Source organism: Paenibacillus sp. FSL H3-0302 (assembly GCF_037982245.1).
Taxonomy (GTDB): Bacteria; Bacillota; Bacilli; order Paenibacillales; family Paenibacillaceae; genus Paenibacillus_AQ; species Paenibacillus_AQ odorifer.
The window spans coordinates 3,161,937-3,178,885 of record NZ_CP150284.1; the positions used below are offsets into that span (position 1 = coordinate 3,161,937).

Here is a 16,949-nt window from a genome sequence, read left to right on the forward strand (position 1 = left end):
GATGGAATGATGAACGGAGGGTAATATAAATGAAAGAACTTGGAGCAGCCATTATTGGATGCGGAGCCATTTTCCCTCTTCATGCAAAAACATTAACAGGCATCGATGGTGTGAGACTACTTGCGGTTGCAGATATTGATGCTGATAAAGCATTGCAGACGTCTAATGAATATGACTGCCAAGCCACTAATGATTATAGAGAAATTTTAAAGGATGACCGTATTCATGTTGTACATCTCTGTACGCCTCATTATTTACATGCAGAGATGGCTACGGAGTTGTTACAAGCAGGAAAACATGTCCTTACCGAAAAGCCTATGGCGGCAGATCTTCCTTCAGCCAGACGAATACTTGAAGCCGCACAGCAAAGCACAGGTCAGCTTGGTGTGGTGTTTCAGAACCGTTATAATGATGCCTCGATGTATATTAAGCAGGTGATTGACTCAGGAATATATGGGAAGCTGCTCTGTATGAAAGGAATCGTGACCTGGCACCGTAGCGAAAGTTATTATAGCGATAGTAACTGGAGAGGACGCTGGTCTACGGAAGGTGGAGGTCTGCTAATTAACCAAACCATTCATACACTGGATTTACTTCAGTGGTTTGGTGGAGAGGTGGCATCGGTGAAAGGGAGTATTACCACGGATGTGCTAAATGGGGTCATAGAGGTAGAAGATACCGCCCATGCCTGCATCGATTTCACTAGTAATGTCAGAGGGCTTTTTTATGGTACAAATACCTATCTGGAGAATTCTCCAGTGGAGCTGGAGCTAGTTTTTGAAAAGGGTACTATCAACCTCCGCAGAGATCATTTGTATCTTTGGAAGGATGGAAAGGAAACCTTGCTGTGCGAGCCTAGTTTCAGTGCCACGGAAGGTAAATCCTATTGGGGCACCGGGCATAAGAGACTGATTGAGGACTTCTATGAACATGTCGCCAGGGGTCAAAAGTTTTGGTTGGATGGTGCTGAAGGGATAAAAGCGCTGGAGTTGGTGGCGGGGATTTATAGTTCATCGCAGAAGGCTGAATAAATGATAATTAAGCTGTATCAAAAGTAGATTAATCTACGAATGATACAGCTTATTGTATTTTAATGTAAAACACTTGTACTCAATCCTCCTAAATCAACGAAACTCTAAATAACCTGTAACCTTCCTTGGTAGCTTGTCCATGGGGTTGATTTATGTAATTATGTTCTTGGGTAAGTAATTCGTAGATTTACAATAAATATACACTGATGATTAACGGCAAGTAGGAGGGATTAGAAATGAGTGTTACATGGAAAAGAAGGATTCTGATCAATGATCCTATTTCACTAGATCCAGTTCAGATTCAGCAAGACTTGTACAGCGGCAACCAAGTTATTGTCCAGTTCTCTGATCCATCGACCTATGGTTCGATTCTGGATGAAGTAAATGAGCTTTGCGCGCGTTTTGATGAAAATTTTGGAGTGCGTTTTTATGGCCACTATTCTGTATCCTTTGATTGTGAGACACTCCTGCAGATTCCAAATGTTAAAATGCTGCTGCTGAATTGTCTTCACCAGGCACATAACACGAACGTATTGGCTAAGCTGAATAACCTGTATAGTCTGAGCGTGGGGATATATGAGCTTGAAAATCCGGAAATTCTGAGTATAGATACGTTACGGTCTCTAAGTATTTTAAATATTAGCTCGGAGAAAAAGATGCTTAATCTGGAATACCTAAAAGAATTCTCCCGTTTAGAACAGTTGCATGTTATAGGTAAGGTTAAAAACCTTGATGCTATTGGAGATCTGGAGGATCTTACCTATCTCGCGCTGCACTCCATCAGCAACAAACCCTTACATTTTATTAATCGGCTAAAGAAATTGAAAGACCTACGTATTTTACTTGGAGGCAGAGAACATATTCAGGACATCGAAGAAAATGAAATCGAGAGCCTGGAAATTTGTAGAGTCCGTGGCTTTCATGACCTGAGTAATATTTCGGTTTTTCGTGCGTTAAAAAAGCTTGTGATTGAAGATCAAATCCAGCTACGTGAGATTAACTTTGATCAGCAGATGAAGGCACTGGAAGAGCTAACGATTATGAATTGCAAAACATTGGCTCATTTGACGGGAATGGAGCAATTACCTTTTCTGCACAAGCTTCGTATTTTCAAAACGGCGATCGATTTTGATTCATTTATAGAACAAGAGCTTCCAATCGGCTTAACCACATTAGAGTTTGCAACTTTTAAAAGAAAAGTAGATCAGGAAATTCAAAAAACAATAGTGGGGATGGGCTATCAAAACGGAATTGTCTACAATGAGAACAGTGCATGATGCAGCCTTTTTTTGTTCCATAAATCTTGAGGACTTATTTCTATCTTTTTTACAAGCTTTTAAATATTTTATTTTTTTCATATAATAGTAGATATTAAATTTATAAATAATTGTAATACACCATGATAAGGTTATAATTGATACAGAAAAGGTGTGACGCCTAAGAAGGAGCGCCCACATCCTTTCTGCAAAATTCAGGGGATAAGGATGGTAATAATGGGCAAAAGTGCAACTGATACAGACGTCATTTTAATTGGTGCCGGAATCATGAGTGCGACTTTAGGAACACTTTTGAAGGAATTAGTACCGGAATGGAAAATTAAAGTATTTGAAAAGCTTGAAAAAGCAGGGGAAGAAAGCTCTAATGAATGGAATAATGCAGGAACCGGGCATGCGGCGCTCTGTGAGCTTAATTATACTGTTGAAAAGCCAGACGGATCTATAGATATTAGCAAAGCTATTCAGATTAATGAACAGTTTCAGCTTTCGATGCAGTTTTGGTCTTATCTTGTAAATCGCAAGCTGATACATACTCCCCAGGACTTTATTATGCCGTTACCTCATATGAGTTTGGTGCAAGGGGAGAAGGATATAGCTTTTTTAAAGAAAAGATTTGAAGCGCTCTCAAAAAATCCTTTATTCCAAGGGATGGAATTTTCCGCTGACTCTAAAAAACTGATGGAATGGATTCCGCTTATTATACAAAATCGTCCTGCGAACGAATCCATTGCGGCTACAAAAATTGACTCTGGAACGGATGTTAACTTTGGTGCTTTAACGCGTATCTTATTTGAGCATTTAAAGAGTAAAAACGTCGATCTCCACTACAAACATAGTGTCAATAGTATGAAGCGCAACAGTGCTGGCTTATGGGATCTAAAAATCAGAAATGCCAGCGGTAACATTGAACAACATACAGCGAAATTTGTGTTTATTGGTGGCGGGGGAGGAAGCCTGCACTTACTGCAGAAATCCGGTATTCCTGAAGGGAAACATATTGGTGGATTCCCAGTAAGCGGTATTTTTATGGTGTGTAATAATCCGGAAGTTATTGCGCAGCATCATGCCAAAGTATACGGCAAAGCTAAAGTTGGAGCCCCTCCAATGTCCGTACCGCACTTAGACACAAGATTTATCGACAATAAAAAATCACTGCTATTTGGACCATTTGCCGGCTTCTCACCTAAATTCTTAAAAACGGGCTCCATGTTTGATTTAATAACTTCTGTGAAACCGGATAACCTCATAACAATGCTGTCGGCAGGTGCTAAAAATATGTCATTAACAAAATACCTGATCGAACAAGTGCTGTTATCGAAAGAAAAACGTCTGGAAGAACTGAAAGAGTTTATCCCCAATGCCAAAATTGAAGATTGGGATCTTGTTGTAGCTGGTCAGCGTGTGCAAGTTATCAAAGATACAGAAGCTGGCAAAGGCACACTTCAATTTGGTACGGAGGTTATTAGTGCCGCTGATGGTTCGGTCGCAGCATTGTTAGGGGCTTCCCCTGGAGCTTCTACGGCTGTTCACGTGATGCTTGAAGTGCTTAACAAATGTTTCCCTCAATATATAAAAGAATGGGAACCCAAAATTAAAGAAATGATTCCTTCTTATGGTTTGTCACTAATGGATAATCCCGTGCTTCTTCAGAAAATTCACACTACAACAGCAGATACACTGGGTTTAGGTGGAAAAGAACATGTTTTTAATCAAAAGGTGTTTTAGTAATAAAAGAGCTGCCGAGAGGCAGTTTTTTTTTTGCTCAAATCTGAACTATTGACACAAAAGTGTATTACACGTATAGTACATAAATGAGATGTATGAACCACTTAGTACACACACTTAGTATATGGAGTTGGTTGTATGACAGAAGAACAGAAATCAGGCGTCAGCTTTAATATTCGTGAGCCGGTATATATTCAAGTTGTGCGTCATTTCAAGGAACAGATCGCCACAGGGCAAATCGGAGCGGGAGACAAAATTCCTTCACGGCGTGAACTGGCATCAGTAATGAAGATTAATGCGAACACGGCGCAGAAGGCATATAAGGAAATGGAGGAACAGGGTTTGATCGTAACAGAAGGGAATTCCCCGAGCCGAATTACACAGGATCAGCAAATCCTAAACTCGATTCGAGCTGAATTAATCGAAAGTGCAGTGGATATATTCATCAGCTCCATTCAGAATATTCAAATTCCAGTTGAAGAACTGGTAGAGATCATAAAGACAAAATATACATCCGAGCGCAAGTTATCTCCAGAGGGTGGTGACACAAGATGATCCAAGTGAATCAGATGGTAAAGAATTATGGATTCAAGAAGGTACTAAATGGCGTTAGCTTCACTGCTGCCAAGGGAGAGATTACCTGCCTGATCGGAATCAATGGTGCCGGGAAGTCAACAGTGCTAAAGTCTATCATGGGACTGACACCATTCAAAGGGGAAGTCTTAATCGATAACGCATCACTAACGCCTGCGATGTATGAGAAAATGACTTTCATACCAGATTCGTTAACGATGCCCTCCAATATGCGAATTGCTGATTGCTTGAGCTTTATGGCTGACTTTTATCGGAATTGGAACGCTGAACGTGCAAAGGAAATGCTTAAGTTCTTCCGACTGAGCTCTTCAGATCGCGTATCCTCATTGTCGAAAGGGATGGCTGCGAAGGTGAATTTGTTGCTGGGACTTGCCTTGGATTGTGATTACATCCTAATGGACGAGCCGTTCTCGGGAATTGATATGTTCAGCCGCGAGCAAATTACTGATGTGTTCACGAGTGAATTGATCGAGGATCGTGGTGTGATTATTACAACTCATGAAATTAACGATATTGAGCATTTAATTGATAAAGCGGTCTTGCTACAGCATGGGAAGGTAGAACGTGAATTCTACTGTGAAGAAGTTCGCGAGCAGGAAGGTAAGTCCATTACGGACGTAATGAGAGAGGTGTACATGAAATGAGAGCTTTTGTGAAGCTATTGAATTTTGAAATGAACCGATTTGCCAAAATATATATTGGACTCATGGTGCTGACAGTTGCCTTGCAGCTTGCAGCAGTCACCATCGGTGCTAATCATTGGCTGGATTCTGCGAATGAGGCAATGAGAGTGAATCAGTGGACGCTTGAGCAATATCACAATGTGACTGGATATATTCAGCTAAACAGTATGCTGTATGCTCGCTATAATGGACTTCTATATTTCGGACCCATATTTTTGAGCATAACAGTGTTGCTAATATATAGCTGCTTCATCTGGTACCGTGACTGGAGAGGTAAAAATACGATAGTATATCGCCTGCTCACCTTGCCATCCAATCGGGCGAATTTGTATTTTGCCAAGCTGGTTACGATCTTGCTATTCGCATTTGGACTTGTTGCCCTGCAAATTGTCCTTGTGCCACTGGAGCGTTTGATAGCACAGTCGATTCTTCCTGCTGAACTATATCGGAACATCTCGGTATTTGATTATTTGAAGTATCCTACTGTGCTTAAAGTTCTGGTTCCGCCCTACTTTTCTGAGTTTGTTCTATATTATGGACTGGGCATTACGGGTTTGATCGTCTTGTTCACAGCGATTCTAATGGAGCGGAGCTACAGACTGAAAGGGATCGGCTTTATCTTATTATACTTAGCGGTTCTAGCTGGATTAGCCTCAATACCCTATCTTATGGGTTATAGCAGATATGATAGCTACTTCTATCCCGGAGAAATCATAGGTGCTTGTCTCGGATTAATAGTGATTATTGCTGGAGGTTCGCTTTGGTACAGCTTGTATCTATTGCGTAAGAAAATATCGGTATAATTGAAGGGGTATGGAGGTTAGGGAATGAGAAAATATATGGTTACCGCCGTTCTTGTAGTGTTCTCGGTTGTTACAATCGGGACGTATTATGTACAGGCCTCACAAGAGACACTACCTAATTATAAGCTGACGATGGTTCAAGGGGATGCTTCTCTCGTTGAAGGTATAGCCTTATACGGAAATTATCTGACTAAGGATAGTGTTTTTGGCATCAAACGAGCTAATATCACTACAAATGGTACAGATTATCCAGATGAAAAGTTAACGATCAGCCAAAGCTTAAACCGAAGACCAGTGAACACACAATTGGATAAATGGAGGGATCAGCATCGTCAGTTCATGCGTGGGAAGAAGAACTTAGCTGGGTTCTATGAAAATCAGGATATGCTTGCTTACGTGAATTGGACCGTAGATAAGCAGCAATCAAATGATCCATCAGCGAAGAAAAATGCTAGACTCAGTATTTCTGTGCTTAATAAGCAGAAGGATAATACGCAGGAAATCAGATCCGATATCAATGTTGATCATGATATTTCAGATATCTATGTACAAAATGTACAGCTTGTTGATCAAGAGCTTGTTGCAATGGTGTTTTTGAATCACGGCGCCAAAGGTTATGTAACTGAACCGCAGATTATCCGTGTTAATCTAACAACAAAGGAGATTACGAATGAGCCGCTCGTATTACCAGGAGCTAAATCTGAAGCAGCAAATGGGGATAATCAATTCGTTAGGTTAGCCAATCAAAATCTGGATCACTCGGATCAATGGATTTTAACGGTTAGTAAAGATAATCATAAAAAGGCATATCAAGTAGATGTTGCAACAGGACAAATCTCGCCGCTCGCGTTCCAAGGGCATGAAATGTTATTGAATAATATTATGAATGCGTATGGACAGAAAATTTATTTCCTGCAAAAAGCTGTATCGGGTAAGGAGAATATAGGATTTACTGTTATTTCTTACGATCTCGTGAGTAAAGAATATGAGACTACTCTGAAGAATACAAATATAGATTTAAGTGAAAACATTACCTATGATTTTAAACAAGACTATCTCTATATTGTGGGTTATAAGAATATGGGTAATAAGTACTTCAAAGGTAATCGTCTGTATGTATTCAATTTGACAAGCGGTAACCTTGAATACGAAGGAAAAGCAGTATCAACAGAGGTTACAAATCAGGCTGAAGATGAAGCTAACATGGATTTGAATTTTATCGATCTCGGTCAGTATTAGAATTACTTGTAGAATAGAAAAATAGAGATAAAGAGATATGAAAAGGTACCGAGGCCGAGCTAATGACTTCTAATAGTCAATTAGCTCGGCCTTTTAGTCGAAAGTTATAAAACAACCAATAATCACTGTATATCGATTAAAATATATTGTAAAACGATAAATAATATGATAAATTCAATTCACAATAAATCTGTGAGGTGTGTTTATTATGGAAAGAGGATCAACACTTTTTTTAAGGGCAGCGGTTATTCTTATTGGTATCCCGGTGCTTGCCTTGTGCATATTTGTGGTGCCGGAAATAGCGAGTTTCGCAGCAGAACTGTATCCGGATTATAGTTTATTGAAATATCTCATTGCCATTGATTTGTATGCCTCGGCGATACCTTTTTACTTTGCACTGTATCAAGCTTTTAAACTGTTAGGCTATATTGACAAGAACAATGCTTTCTCGGAAATGTCTGTACAGGTTTTAAAGAAAATAAAATATTGTGCAATCATCATCAGTTGCTTGTATGTAGTTGGTATGCCACTCTTTTACCTCATGGCGGAGAAAGATGATGCCCCAGGGATTATAGTCATCGGCTTGATTATCATTTTTGCCTCCATGGTGATTGCCGTTTTTGCTGCAGTTCTACAAAAGCTTTTAAAAGAAGCTATTGATATAAAATCAGAAAATGACTTAACTGTCTGAGGTGAAAACAATGGCGATTATAATTAATATTGACGTGATGCTGGCTAAAAGAAAAATGAGTGTTACTGAGCTTTCGGAGAGAGTTGGAATAACAATGGCTAACCTTTCTATTTTGAAAAATGGAAAAGCAAAAGCGGTGCGATTATCAACGTTAGAGGCAATTTGTAAGGCATTGGAATGTCAGCCTGGAGATCTATTAGAATACAAAAATGATGAGGAAACATAAGAATGAAGTCAATAACACAATTACTGCATTTCGGATATCATCAGGCGATGAGTTGCATATTTCCTGTTGCGATTTTTGGGACTTTAGCTCTTTCTAACATAATAGAAATGCCTTTTCTTTACCGTTATGATGCTATTCTTCTAATACTGCTTACAGTGCAGTACCTCATGTACCGTACTGGATTAGAGACACTAGATGAAATAAAAGTAATCTGTGTGTTCCACGTTATTGGTTTATTGCTGGAAATCTATAAGGTAAAGATGGGTTCATGGGCATACCCTGAGCCAGGGTTTACGAAGGTGTTTGGTGTACCCCTATATAGTGGATTTATGTATGCAAGTGTCGCAAGCTTTATGTGCCAGATATGGCGAAGATTGAAAATGGATATGACCGGTTGGCCGGGGCTTGCTTCAGCGGGATTGTTGGGAGGAGCCATCTATTTAAATTTTTTCACACATCATTTCATTCCTGATTTTCGTTGGTGGCTGACAGCGCTTGTGGTTGTTGTCTTCTGGAAAACATGGATCATTTATAGGGTACGGACGGTTACCTATCGAATGCCCTTGACACTGGCCTTTTTTATTGTAGGATTTTTTATCTGGTTAGCTGAAAATATCGCTACATTTTTTAATGCATGGAAATATCCTGATCAATATCAAACGTGGCAACTGGTTAGTTTCAGTAAGATCAGTTCGTGGTTCCTTCTAGTGATCATTAGCGTCATTATAGTTGCCCAGCTTAAACATGTTAAGGCTAGCCGTAATCCGATAAATTCATAATTGAGCTGAGTTCGGACAATACGGTTGATTTGACGAATAAATCATTCGTTTGTTACAATGACGGCATCAATTAGGAAAAGGATGAGGACGATGGTTCGTCGTTTGAAAAGGTTTAAGAATGTCGCTACTGCATCAAGCTTCTAAGTATAAATGAATTACATTACTTAGAAGCGAGGGAAAGAAAATGAAACAACATCAGTTTAGCCACTGGTCTGAAACTAAGTATTTAAAGGATATTGTCACCAACCCAATGATAGAGGTAGGAGAGTACTCTTACTACTCTGGTTATTACGATAATCTTGATTTTGAAGATGGGTGTGTCAGATACCTTTGGGGTGATGAACAATCAAGAAAGTTGTTTAATCCCAGTGAAGATTATGGCTGGGATTTAGATAAATTGATTATAGGAAATTATGTTTGTATTGCTAGTGGTGTAATTATTCTCATGGGTGGGAATCACAATCATCATCCTGAATGGATTACCGTGTATCCTTTTGTAGACCAGATTGCAAACTCTTACGAATCCAAAGGGGATACAATCATTGCTAGTGATGCCTGGATTGGGATGAATGCAATGATTATGCCCGGTGTGAAAATAGGCGAAGGTGCTATTGTTGCGGCAGGATCAGTTGTTGTAAAGGATGTCCCACCGTATACGATAGTAGGCGGCAATCCTGCTAAAGTGATCAAGCAACGGTTTACAGATCAAGAAATCGAAAAGTTAAAGGAAATGCGCTGGTTCGATTGGAAACGTGAGAAAATTGAACAAGCCACTTCTATCTTTTCCAGTTCATCTATTGATCAATTATATGACTTTTACCTTAAAGAAATAAAAAAATAACAAAATCAGAACAGGCTGCCGGTATATTCTGCAGCCTGTTCTTTTATCTGACAGGGTAGTTTAACAATAATTGTTTTTTACCAGATTAATCCTAATTAGTATGTTAATATAGGAATGGACTCATTTAATAAGTTAGGAGGAAATTATATTATGGCCTTACCTTTACAAATCCGTCGAATGACACAAAACGATATTGATATTATACATACGGGGTTATCTGAGCATGACGTAAGCCAACCTCTTGATTATGTCCAACGTTGTTGGCAAGAAAATCAAAATGAAAAGCGAGTTACACTTTTAGCTTTTTGTGAAAATGAGTTTGTTGGATGGGGACATGTGGTATACAGGTCGGAATATCCTTATTTTGCAGAGAATAATATACCTGAAATTCAAAACTTTGACGTCATCCCGCCATTTAGGAAACGTGGGGTAGGAAGTGTATTAATTGAAGCTCTTGAAAAAGATGCTTTTACTATATCTAATACTATTGGTATTGGATTTGGATTATACGCTGACTATGGAACCGCACAACGGATGTATATAAAGCGTGGTTTTATCCCTGATGGGCGGGGAATCATGTACGATAATAAGCCTGTTGAGCCTGGGGCACATGTTTGTGTGGACGATGATCTCTGCCTTTATCTTATAAAAACTATTGAGCAATAAAAGCAGCTCATGTACGGGGGGAGATAGATTCTGAAGTATATCGAATTTGGTCTCGGCAATACATGGCTTATTAGAACTGAAACGGAGTTAGAGGATGGAACGGAATATGAAGAAAAAGGCATAGTGAAACCGGTAAAGTTCCGCTCATTATATTTAAGGATTTGGATTGGCAAAACTGTAATCATTCTAGACTTAAAACAAGGCTTGAAAATATGTAAGAAGAGTCGTAAATCGTTGAAGATTATTTTTGGTATAACAAGTCTTTAGGTTAAGTATGAGAAGGTTGCCGTCTAAATGAACAAATGGAGGAGACCTGACACGAGACTTAGCACTCCACCTGAGATTATTAGAAAACTCAAAAATATAACGACAAGCGAGGTTTAAATGGATAATCCAGAGAATTTGACCCAAGCGCTGTCTAAGTTTTATGAAGAACTTGAACGATCTGATTTACCGGTTAATACTTTTATGCTATTGCGTAAGGGAGAAGTTATTACCGAGTTTTATCGTCAACCGTACCGCAAAAACGTTCCCCAGGTTTTATTTTCTCTAAGTAAGAGCTTTACATCTATTGCAGCAGGCATAGCATGGGATAACGGTTATTTTGAATTAACGGATAAAGTGGTTTCTTTTTTCCCGGATCAGGTTCCTAGCTCATTTTCACCTAATTTGGCTAAGATGACGATACATCATCTTCTTTCCATGAATACAGGACATAACAATAATATATATGGTGCGATAGCCAAGCAAAATGATTGGGTTCGTGCCTTTTTAGCTGTGGACGTAGAAGATGAACCGGGAAGTTATTACAATTACAATACACACGCCACTTATATGGTTTCGGCTATTATCGAAAAGACGACTGGAGAGAATCTTGTTGATTTTCTAATGCCAAGATTATTTACGCCATTGGACATAGAAAGACCGGATTGGGAGACTTGCCCGTTAGGAATTGTTGCTGGTGGAATGGGACTAAGCATACCAACAGATGCAATTGCGAAATTTGGCCAGATGCTCCTCAATCAAGGGGTTTACAATAGTCGTAGAATTGTTTCGAAAGATTATTTAAAGCTGGCGCTAAATGAACAAAGCGATAATCGTTGGGGACAAAATAAGGCTGACTGGTCAAACGGATATGGTTATCAATTCTTTATGTGCAGGAATGGATGTAAGATGGGGAATGGAGCTTTTGGTCAATTGTGTTTCATTGATCCGAGTCAAGAGATTGTGATTGCTGCAACTTCAAGTTTTACCGAGATGAAGAAGTTACAGGATTTTTTAGATATCATATATGCAAATTTACTAAACTTTGATTGGCCAACGGTTGCATCTAACATTATTAAACCTCCTACCTTTACCTCCTTAGTAGACAGGATAGTTAAAGTAGATTATAGATCGTATAGTGGAACCTATATCTTTGAAGACAATAAGCATAAAATCAAAGAATTAACATTGAAGTTTGAAGATGAGCACCTTAGTTTTTCTTTACTTTACGACGATCATTTAGATGAATTTCCGTTCGATTTTTCAAGGACTACCCATGCAAAAAGTTTATTTATTAAAGACTTATCCCTTAGTGAGCAGGAAGTTTGTACATCTGCAAGCTGGCAATATGATGATTCCAAATTAATCCTCACGGTATATTACATTGAAACCCCTTACGTAGTTGATTACACCTTGAGCTTTAGCGGTAAAAAAATTGAACTGTATATGCATAGGAATCTTTCCTTGGAGGTTAGAGAAGACATAACTGTTATTGGTTGGGAGGGATGAAATGACCAAGGGTAAAGGTTGGATAGCTGTTTTATTTTTGCTGTTTTCTTTAGTTTTTGTGGGAATCACACATCAGGGGACTATGTTTGGGGATTACCTCTTCAGAACTATTGGAATTCCACCTTGGAGCGAACCTGCGACAAACCATGGTTTACATTACTCAGCAATATTCGGGATCATTTTGTTAATTTTCAGTGGGAATTTAACTATTATGCACTTTAAGCAGCGCTATAAAAAATATGTAGGCAGAACGGTTATTCTTTTTTTTATCATTTTTTATTATTTGTATCCATTTCTAACAGAACGATTGTATTATCTTGTGAATATGAACAATGAAGGAATTGAAGTTGTGGATTTTCTGGAAAAAGATTCGCACTGTATGTATGGTACTCAAGAGGATATGGTGGAAGTTCAATGCACAATCAGGCTAATCAACTATGGCGGGAAAAATGAAACCATTATGATCCGTCCAATCTTTCGAGAGTACGGTAATCCTCAAGGGATATGGTCATTCGCAGAGGTTCAGCCGCAAGAAATCACCTTGTTACCAAGATCTAATATTAGACATCACATTTATTTTGAGAGTAAGCCTGATGCTCGGATCGCTGAATTCGGGGCGGACGGTAATACCGATTATTTTGGTGTGGAGTTCGTCAAGGATGGACAGAAAAAGGTAGTCTTTAGGGAATGAATTGATAAAAATAAATATGTGAGTTATTTGCTTTAATATTATTACAGCTGAGTAGTAACAGAAGGGAAGGTTTCCAGTGACTCAACGACTGATAACAAAAGTGAACCAGCGCCTCGATAGTGTGCGTGTGCTTGTTCAAGAAATGATCATGTCTATAGGTAGCGAACAATGGAAACAGGAAGCGTGTGTTCACCTGTACGGAGTGTCTAGTTTCGCTTCATTGCTTGCCATGAAAAGAGAACAAAATCAGGAATTGGCAGCCATTATAGGACTGCTTCATAATTATTATTTCTTCAAAACCGGAGTCAAGGAATTTCCAGGTCCCAACAGTGCTGATACCGTAAGGCCTTTATTAAGAGACTTGAATATGTTTACCAAAGAAGAGCTGACTCAAATTCTAAAGGCGATCTTCCATCAAGGGGACAGAAATAAAGTTCAGGGTCCCTATGAAGAGATTCTAAAGGATGCTCAAGTTCTACAATTACACTTGCAGAATAGGGGATGTAATGTAACACAACAGGACACGAATAGGCTTCGGAATGTACTTCGTGAAATGACGATTCCAGAGGATTTTTTGGAGGAGTTAGATTACAGTAGCGGGGCTGAAGTTCACCAGCCTACGGATAAACGAGGTAAGTTAGCTACTATTGCTGAAGCATTTGGAAAAGAAAACATTGTTGGAATACCAGGAAACGAACGATATCGAGAAATCTGTAAATATTGGCCTGACCAAGCGATTTATAAAGTATTACAAAACAATTGGTGCGCAGCATTTGTATATTACTGCTGTATGCAAGCTGGATTTCTGCTGCCGATTCGATATCCGAATGCTGATTTTCGATTAGCTGGCGTAGGGGCTTGGTTAGAGTGGGCGCAACTACCTGAGACCGCATTTTTTTATTTTGACGGGCAAGAGGGGTTTACTCCTCAGCGTGGTGATATTGTGATTTATGAAAAATTGCTAACTAATGACCCTCACGATCATACAGGTATTGTTTTAGCATGCGATGACAAGGAGATCTTAGTTGCTGAAGGAAATAGGGATAATCAGAATTATTCCAGTGTTTTCTACAGAGATCGCTGGCATTGCGTATATGGCTATATCCGTATCGCTAATGACTATGAATTTGAGTTTAATGGTGAGTATACTCCAATTTAGTTGAGGGGAGTTCATTCGGATGATCACAGTTAAGAATATTATGGCTGAGTATTTATTAATGTCTAACCCTAATTTTGAATTATTTTCAGAACAAGCTCTGGAAAAAAATACGCTGCAACAGCAAAAACATCTATATAAAACTCCGGTTTTTATCGTTACTTTTGAAGCAAAAAATGAGCCAGCTTGGGACAAAGATTCTTGAGCTTCTTCTCTTTTAAAAAGCGAACATACTTGCCTTTTAGCAATGTTAGAGTTATCATAGATTTCTAAAGTCGTTAATGGAGGTGCTGAATGAAATATTCCCAAGCGACAGATTATGCACTTCATGCAATGCTCTATATGGTGACGGTGGCGTCTGATAAGCCGGTGGGTGTTCAATTGCTTGCTGAGAAGTTAGGTGTTTCCCAAACCTATCTGTCCAAAATGATGACTAAGCTAGTGAAGGCTGGATTGATTCAATCTGCACCTGGTGCTAATGGTGGTTATCGTCTCAGACGCAAGTCGGAAGAAATCTCTTTTTTGGATATTATCCATGCAATCGAAGGAACGGCTTCCTTTTTTGAATGCAGTCTAGATCACGGAAGTGAGTGTCTGATTCAACAGGTTGTGATTGACGCTGAGCGACAGATGGAGCAGTACTTAGAGAACACGAAAATTGCAGATTTGGCAAAAACGATGAAGACGGAGTAAAGATCCGTTCTTTTTTCGGGGTTATTAGAGACAATATAAATCCGCAATGACTTTAATGTGGGTTTTGATACTAAAATGTGAAGTTTAAAACAATGGAGGATGATTACAATGACTGAAGAGCAAAAATTAAATGCCAAGAGGGCAACCTATGAAAAAACCACTCATATTTCGATTCCCTCTTATGATTCATTATTTTCGATGATCCAATCTTATTTTCGCTTCGAATTAGGTGACATCCCTGTATCTATGCTCGTGGTCGGTGCGGGGGGAGGAAATGAATTTTCGACATGGGGGCCATCTAACCCAAACTGGACATTTACTGGAGTGGATCCTTCGGAAGATATGCTTAAGATTGCGAGATTAAAGATAGATGAACTGGGCCTAGAGAGCCGTGTCAGTCTGATTCCTGGGACAATCGATGATCTTCCTCAGCAGAACTCAAAGTTCGATGTGGCAAGTTGTATTTTGGTCCTTCATTTCATCCATGATGTTCAAGAAAAATTGAAATTGCTTCGCTCCATAAAGGATAATCTGAAACCGGGTGCTCCATTTGTTCTCGTAAGTGCATATGGAGATTTGGATGATCCTGAACTCCACGACAGAATAAACGTATGGAAAAGCTTTTGGGTTGCAGGGTATGAATCTCCCGAAGCGTTTGATAATGTAAGTAGCAATATTACAAAAATTTCTTTCCTTCCTGAAAAACAAATTGAAGAGTTATTGAAAGAATCAGGCTTCACAAGAATCACTCGATTTTATTCTACTGGAATTATGGCAGGCTGGATGTGTCACACGGAGTGACTTGAATACTTTCGGACCCAGATGACGTTATTTGTATATATTTAGGCGTTGGAGCATGATTTCGGACTCCAGTGCTGCTATTCCTTAAATAGAGGGTGATATATGGTGATTATCATGCTCATAGCGGCTATGGAGTCCGCGAGCACCCTTAATATAGGAAAAAGTAGCGTATAAGGTCAACTGTGTCCTATAGTGCGATTCATAAGTGTGATTAGTACTTAATTAAACCAAGTTTAAGGATTAGATCAGCGATCAGGTAGCTTCAAAAAGGAGGGGGTGCCCAACAGCCATTGTATGGCTATGGACACCTCATTGTTTTTAACGAAAGTGACTAATCTATACATGAAGCTTGTAACGATTTGCTTTGCTTATCCGCTGAATGTCTGCAAGTTCCTCCGAAGTGAGTGGAGCTACATCAGCAGCCATTACATTGCTTTTTAATTGCTCCAGACTGCTTGCCCCAGGAATAATAACGGCTACAGATGGATTAGCTAGTGGATAATGAAGCGCTGTTTGTGCAAGATTGCGAGAGTCACTAGTTTCCTGCGAAAGCTGATCATGCAAATTCAGAAGTTCCTCACTACTGTAATCTAAGTAATTCTTCTCGGCTTTGCTGCGACCACGCTCTGATAGAATGCCCCCTGCTAAAGGCCCGCGTGCGATCATGCTAATTCCATGCTTAGCTAGCAGAGGAAGGATTTCTTCCTCAGGACGTCGATCTAAAATGCTATATTGGCTCATAACACTTACGATATTTGATTTTTTCACATATTCTCTAATTACATTAGGACGAATAGAAGAGATCCCATAATAGCGGATAAGACCCTCTTGCTTAAGTTCTTCAAAAGCTTCAATCGTTTCGTCAATTGGATCTTCAATAGTGCCGCCATGCAGCTGGTATAGATCGATGTAATCGGTTTGCAGCCGTTTAAGACTATCTTTGACTGCATTTTTAATATAGGCTTTTGAAGGATCCCAGCTCCAGCCTTCTTGGCCGGGAATTCTGCGGTTGCCAACTTTTGTGGTCAGGATTACATCCTGTCGACGTTGACGAATGGCTTTGCCAATAATTTCTTCATTACGGCCCTCATCATAAAGATCTGCTGTATCAACAAAATTGATTCCTTGATCGAGTGCTTCATGAACAATGGAAATGGCTTTCGCCTCATCCGTACCCAAAGACATACAGCCAAGTCCTATCTCACTTACATACAAATCAGATTGTCCTAAACGATTTTTTCTCATAGCGCATTCCTTTCTACTTCTGTTGTTGTTATATT

At 39.4% G+C, this 16,949-nt stretch carries 20 protein-coding genes; 19 read left to right on the top strand and 1 reads right to left on the bottom strand.

The window, feature by feature from the left end:
• Positions 1–29 precede the first annotated feature (29 nt).
• From MHH50_RS14095 to MHH50_RS14185, 19 genes are all read left to right on the top strand, one after another.
• Positions 30–1,031: a Gfo/Idh/MocA family oxidoreductase gene (locus MHH50_RS14095; RefSeq protein WP_076194274.1), complete on the top strand. Its 1,002-nt coding sequence runs from the start codon at positions 30–32 to the stop codon at positions 1,029–1,031.
• A 236-nt stretch (positions 1,032–1,267) separates the two neighbouring features.
• Positions 1,268–2,308, top strand: coding sequence for a hypothetical protein (locus MHH50_RS14100; protein WP_340034475.1), 1,041 nt, complete (start codon positions 1,268–1,270; stop codon positions 2,306–2,308).
• Between the two features lie 216 nt (positions 2,309–2,524).
• Positions 2,525–4,033: a malate:quinone oxidoreductase gene (locus MHH50_RS14105; RefSeq protein ID WP_076129345.1), complete on the top strand. Its 1,509-nt coding sequence runs from the start codon at positions 2,525–2,527 to the stop codon at positions 4,031–4,033.
• A gap of 138 nt (positions 4,034–4,171) precedes the next feature.
• Positions 4,172–4,588: a GntR family transcriptional regulator gene (locus MHH50_RS14110; protein ID WP_076129346.1), complete on the top strand. Its 417-nt coding sequence runs from the start codon at positions 4,172–4,174 to the stop codon at positions 4,586–4,588.
• The gene (locus MHH50_RS14115; RefSeq protein WP_076194270.1) at positions 4,585–5,271 is read left to right on the top strand and encodes an ABC transporter ATP-binding protein; all 687 of its coding nucleotides are present in this window, start codon (positions 4,585–4,587) and stop codon (positions 5,269–5,271) included. The genes MHH50_RS14110 and MHH50_RS14115 overlap by 4 nt, the downstream gene beginning before the upstream one ends.
• Positions 5,268–6,113, top strand: a complete 846-nt coding sequence (locus tag MHH50_RS14120) for a hypothetical protein (RefSeq protein ID WP_076306763.1) — start codon at positions 5,268–5,270, stop codon at positions 6,111–6,113. Before MHH50_RS14115 ends, MHH50_RS14120 begins: the two co-directional genes overlap by 4 nt.
• A gap of 24 nt (positions 6,114–6,137) precedes the next feature.
• Entirely contained in the window at positions 6,138–7,352 is a 1,215-nt protein-coding gene (locus MHH50_RS14125) for a hypothetical protein (protein WP_076280705.1), read from the top strand.
• 208 nt (positions 7,353–7,560) lie between these two features.
• Positions 7,561–8,043 carry a DUF2975 domain-containing protein gene (locus tag MHH50_RS14130; RefSeq protein WP_038570783.1) on the top strand — a complete coding sequence of 161 codons (483 nt, stop codon included), beginning with the start codon at positions 7,561–7,563 and terminating at the stop codon, positions 8,041–8,043.
• Positions 8,044–8,053: 10 nt separating this feature from the next.
• A complete protein-coding gene (locus MHH50_RS14135; protein ID WP_076129351.1) occupies positions 8,054–8,269 on the top strand; it encodes a helix-turn-helix transcriptional regulator in 216 nt (71 codons plus the stop codon).
• A 2-nt stretch (positions 8,270–8,271) separates the two neighbouring features.
• Entirely contained in the window at positions 8,272–9,048 is a 777-nt protein-coding gene (locus MHH50_RS14140) for a DUF817 domain-containing protein (protein WP_076135041.1), read from the top strand.
• 184 nt (positions 9,049–9,232) lie between these two features.
• Positions 9,233–9,889, top strand: coding sequence for a CatB-related O-acetyltransferase (locus MHH50_RS14145; protein ID WP_340034478.1), 657 nt, complete (start codon positions 9,233–9,235; stop codon positions 9,887–9,889).
• A gap of 150 nt (positions 9,890–10,039) precedes the next feature.
• On the top strand, positions 10,040–10,555 hold the full coding sequence (locus tag MHH50_RS14150; RefSeq protein WP_076185895.1) for a GNAT family N-acetyltransferase: 516 nt from the start codon (positions 10,040–10,042) through the stop codon (positions 10,553–10,555).
• Positions 10,556–10,585: 30 nt separating this feature from the next.
• The gene (locus MHH50_RS14155) at positions 10,586–10,822 is read left to right on the top strand and encodes a DUF3977 family protein (protein WP_076194262.1); all 237 of its coding nucleotides are present in this window, start codon (positions 10,586–10,588) and stop codon (positions 10,820–10,822) included.
• Between the two features lie 117 nt (positions 10,823–10,939).
• On the top strand, positions 10,940–12,328 hold the full coding sequence (locus MHH50_RS14160; RefSeq protein ID WP_340034480.1) for a serine hydrolase: 1,389 nt from the start codon (positions 10,940–10,942) through the stop codon (positions 12,326–12,328).
• A gap of 1 nt (position 12,329) precedes the next feature.
• Positions 12,330–13,019 (top strand): hypothetical protein, encoded by a 690-nt coding sequence (locus tag MHH50_RS14165; protein WP_312148073.1) that lies wholly within the window; start codon positions 12,330–12,332, stop codon positions 13,017–13,019.
• Between the two features lie 229 nt (positions 13,020–13,248).
• A complete protein-coding gene (locus MHH50_RS14170; RefSeq protein ID WP_340034482.1) occupies positions 13,249–14,178 on the top strand; it encodes a CHAP domain-containing protein in 930 nt (309 codons plus the stop codon).
• 19 nt (positions 14,179–14,197) lie between these two features.
• Positions 14,198–14,380, top strand: a complete 183-nt coding sequence (locus tag MHH50_RS14175; protein ID WP_076194255.1) for a hypothetical protein — start codon at positions 14,198–14,200, stop codon at positions 14,378–14,380.
• Between the two features lie 89 nt (positions 14,381–14,469).
• A complete protein-coding gene (locus MHH50_RS14180) occupies positions 14,470–14,868 on the top strand; it encodes an Rrf2 family transcriptional regulator (RefSeq protein WP_036678138.1) in 399 nt (132 codons plus the stop codon).
• A 108-nt stretch (positions 14,869–14,976) separates the two neighbouring features.
• Positions 14,977–15,669 carry a class I SAM-dependent methyltransferase gene (locus MHH50_RS14185; RefSeq protein WP_312148078.1) on the top strand — a complete coding sequence of 231 codons (693 nt, stop codon included), beginning with the start codon at positions 14,977–14,979 and terminating at the stop codon, positions 15,667–15,669.
• 336 nt (positions 15,670–16,005) lie between these two features.
• Here the strand turns inward: MHH50_RS14185 and MHH50_RS14190 are convergent, their stop codons facing one another.
• The gene (locus MHH50_RS14190) at positions 16,006–16,914 is read right to left on the bottom strand and encodes an aldo/keto reductase (RefSeq protein WP_248548207.1); all 909 of its coding nucleotides are present in this window, start codon (positions 16,912–16,914) and stop codon (positions 16,006–16,008) included.
• Between the last annotated feature and the right edge of the window lie 35 nt (positions 16,915–16,949).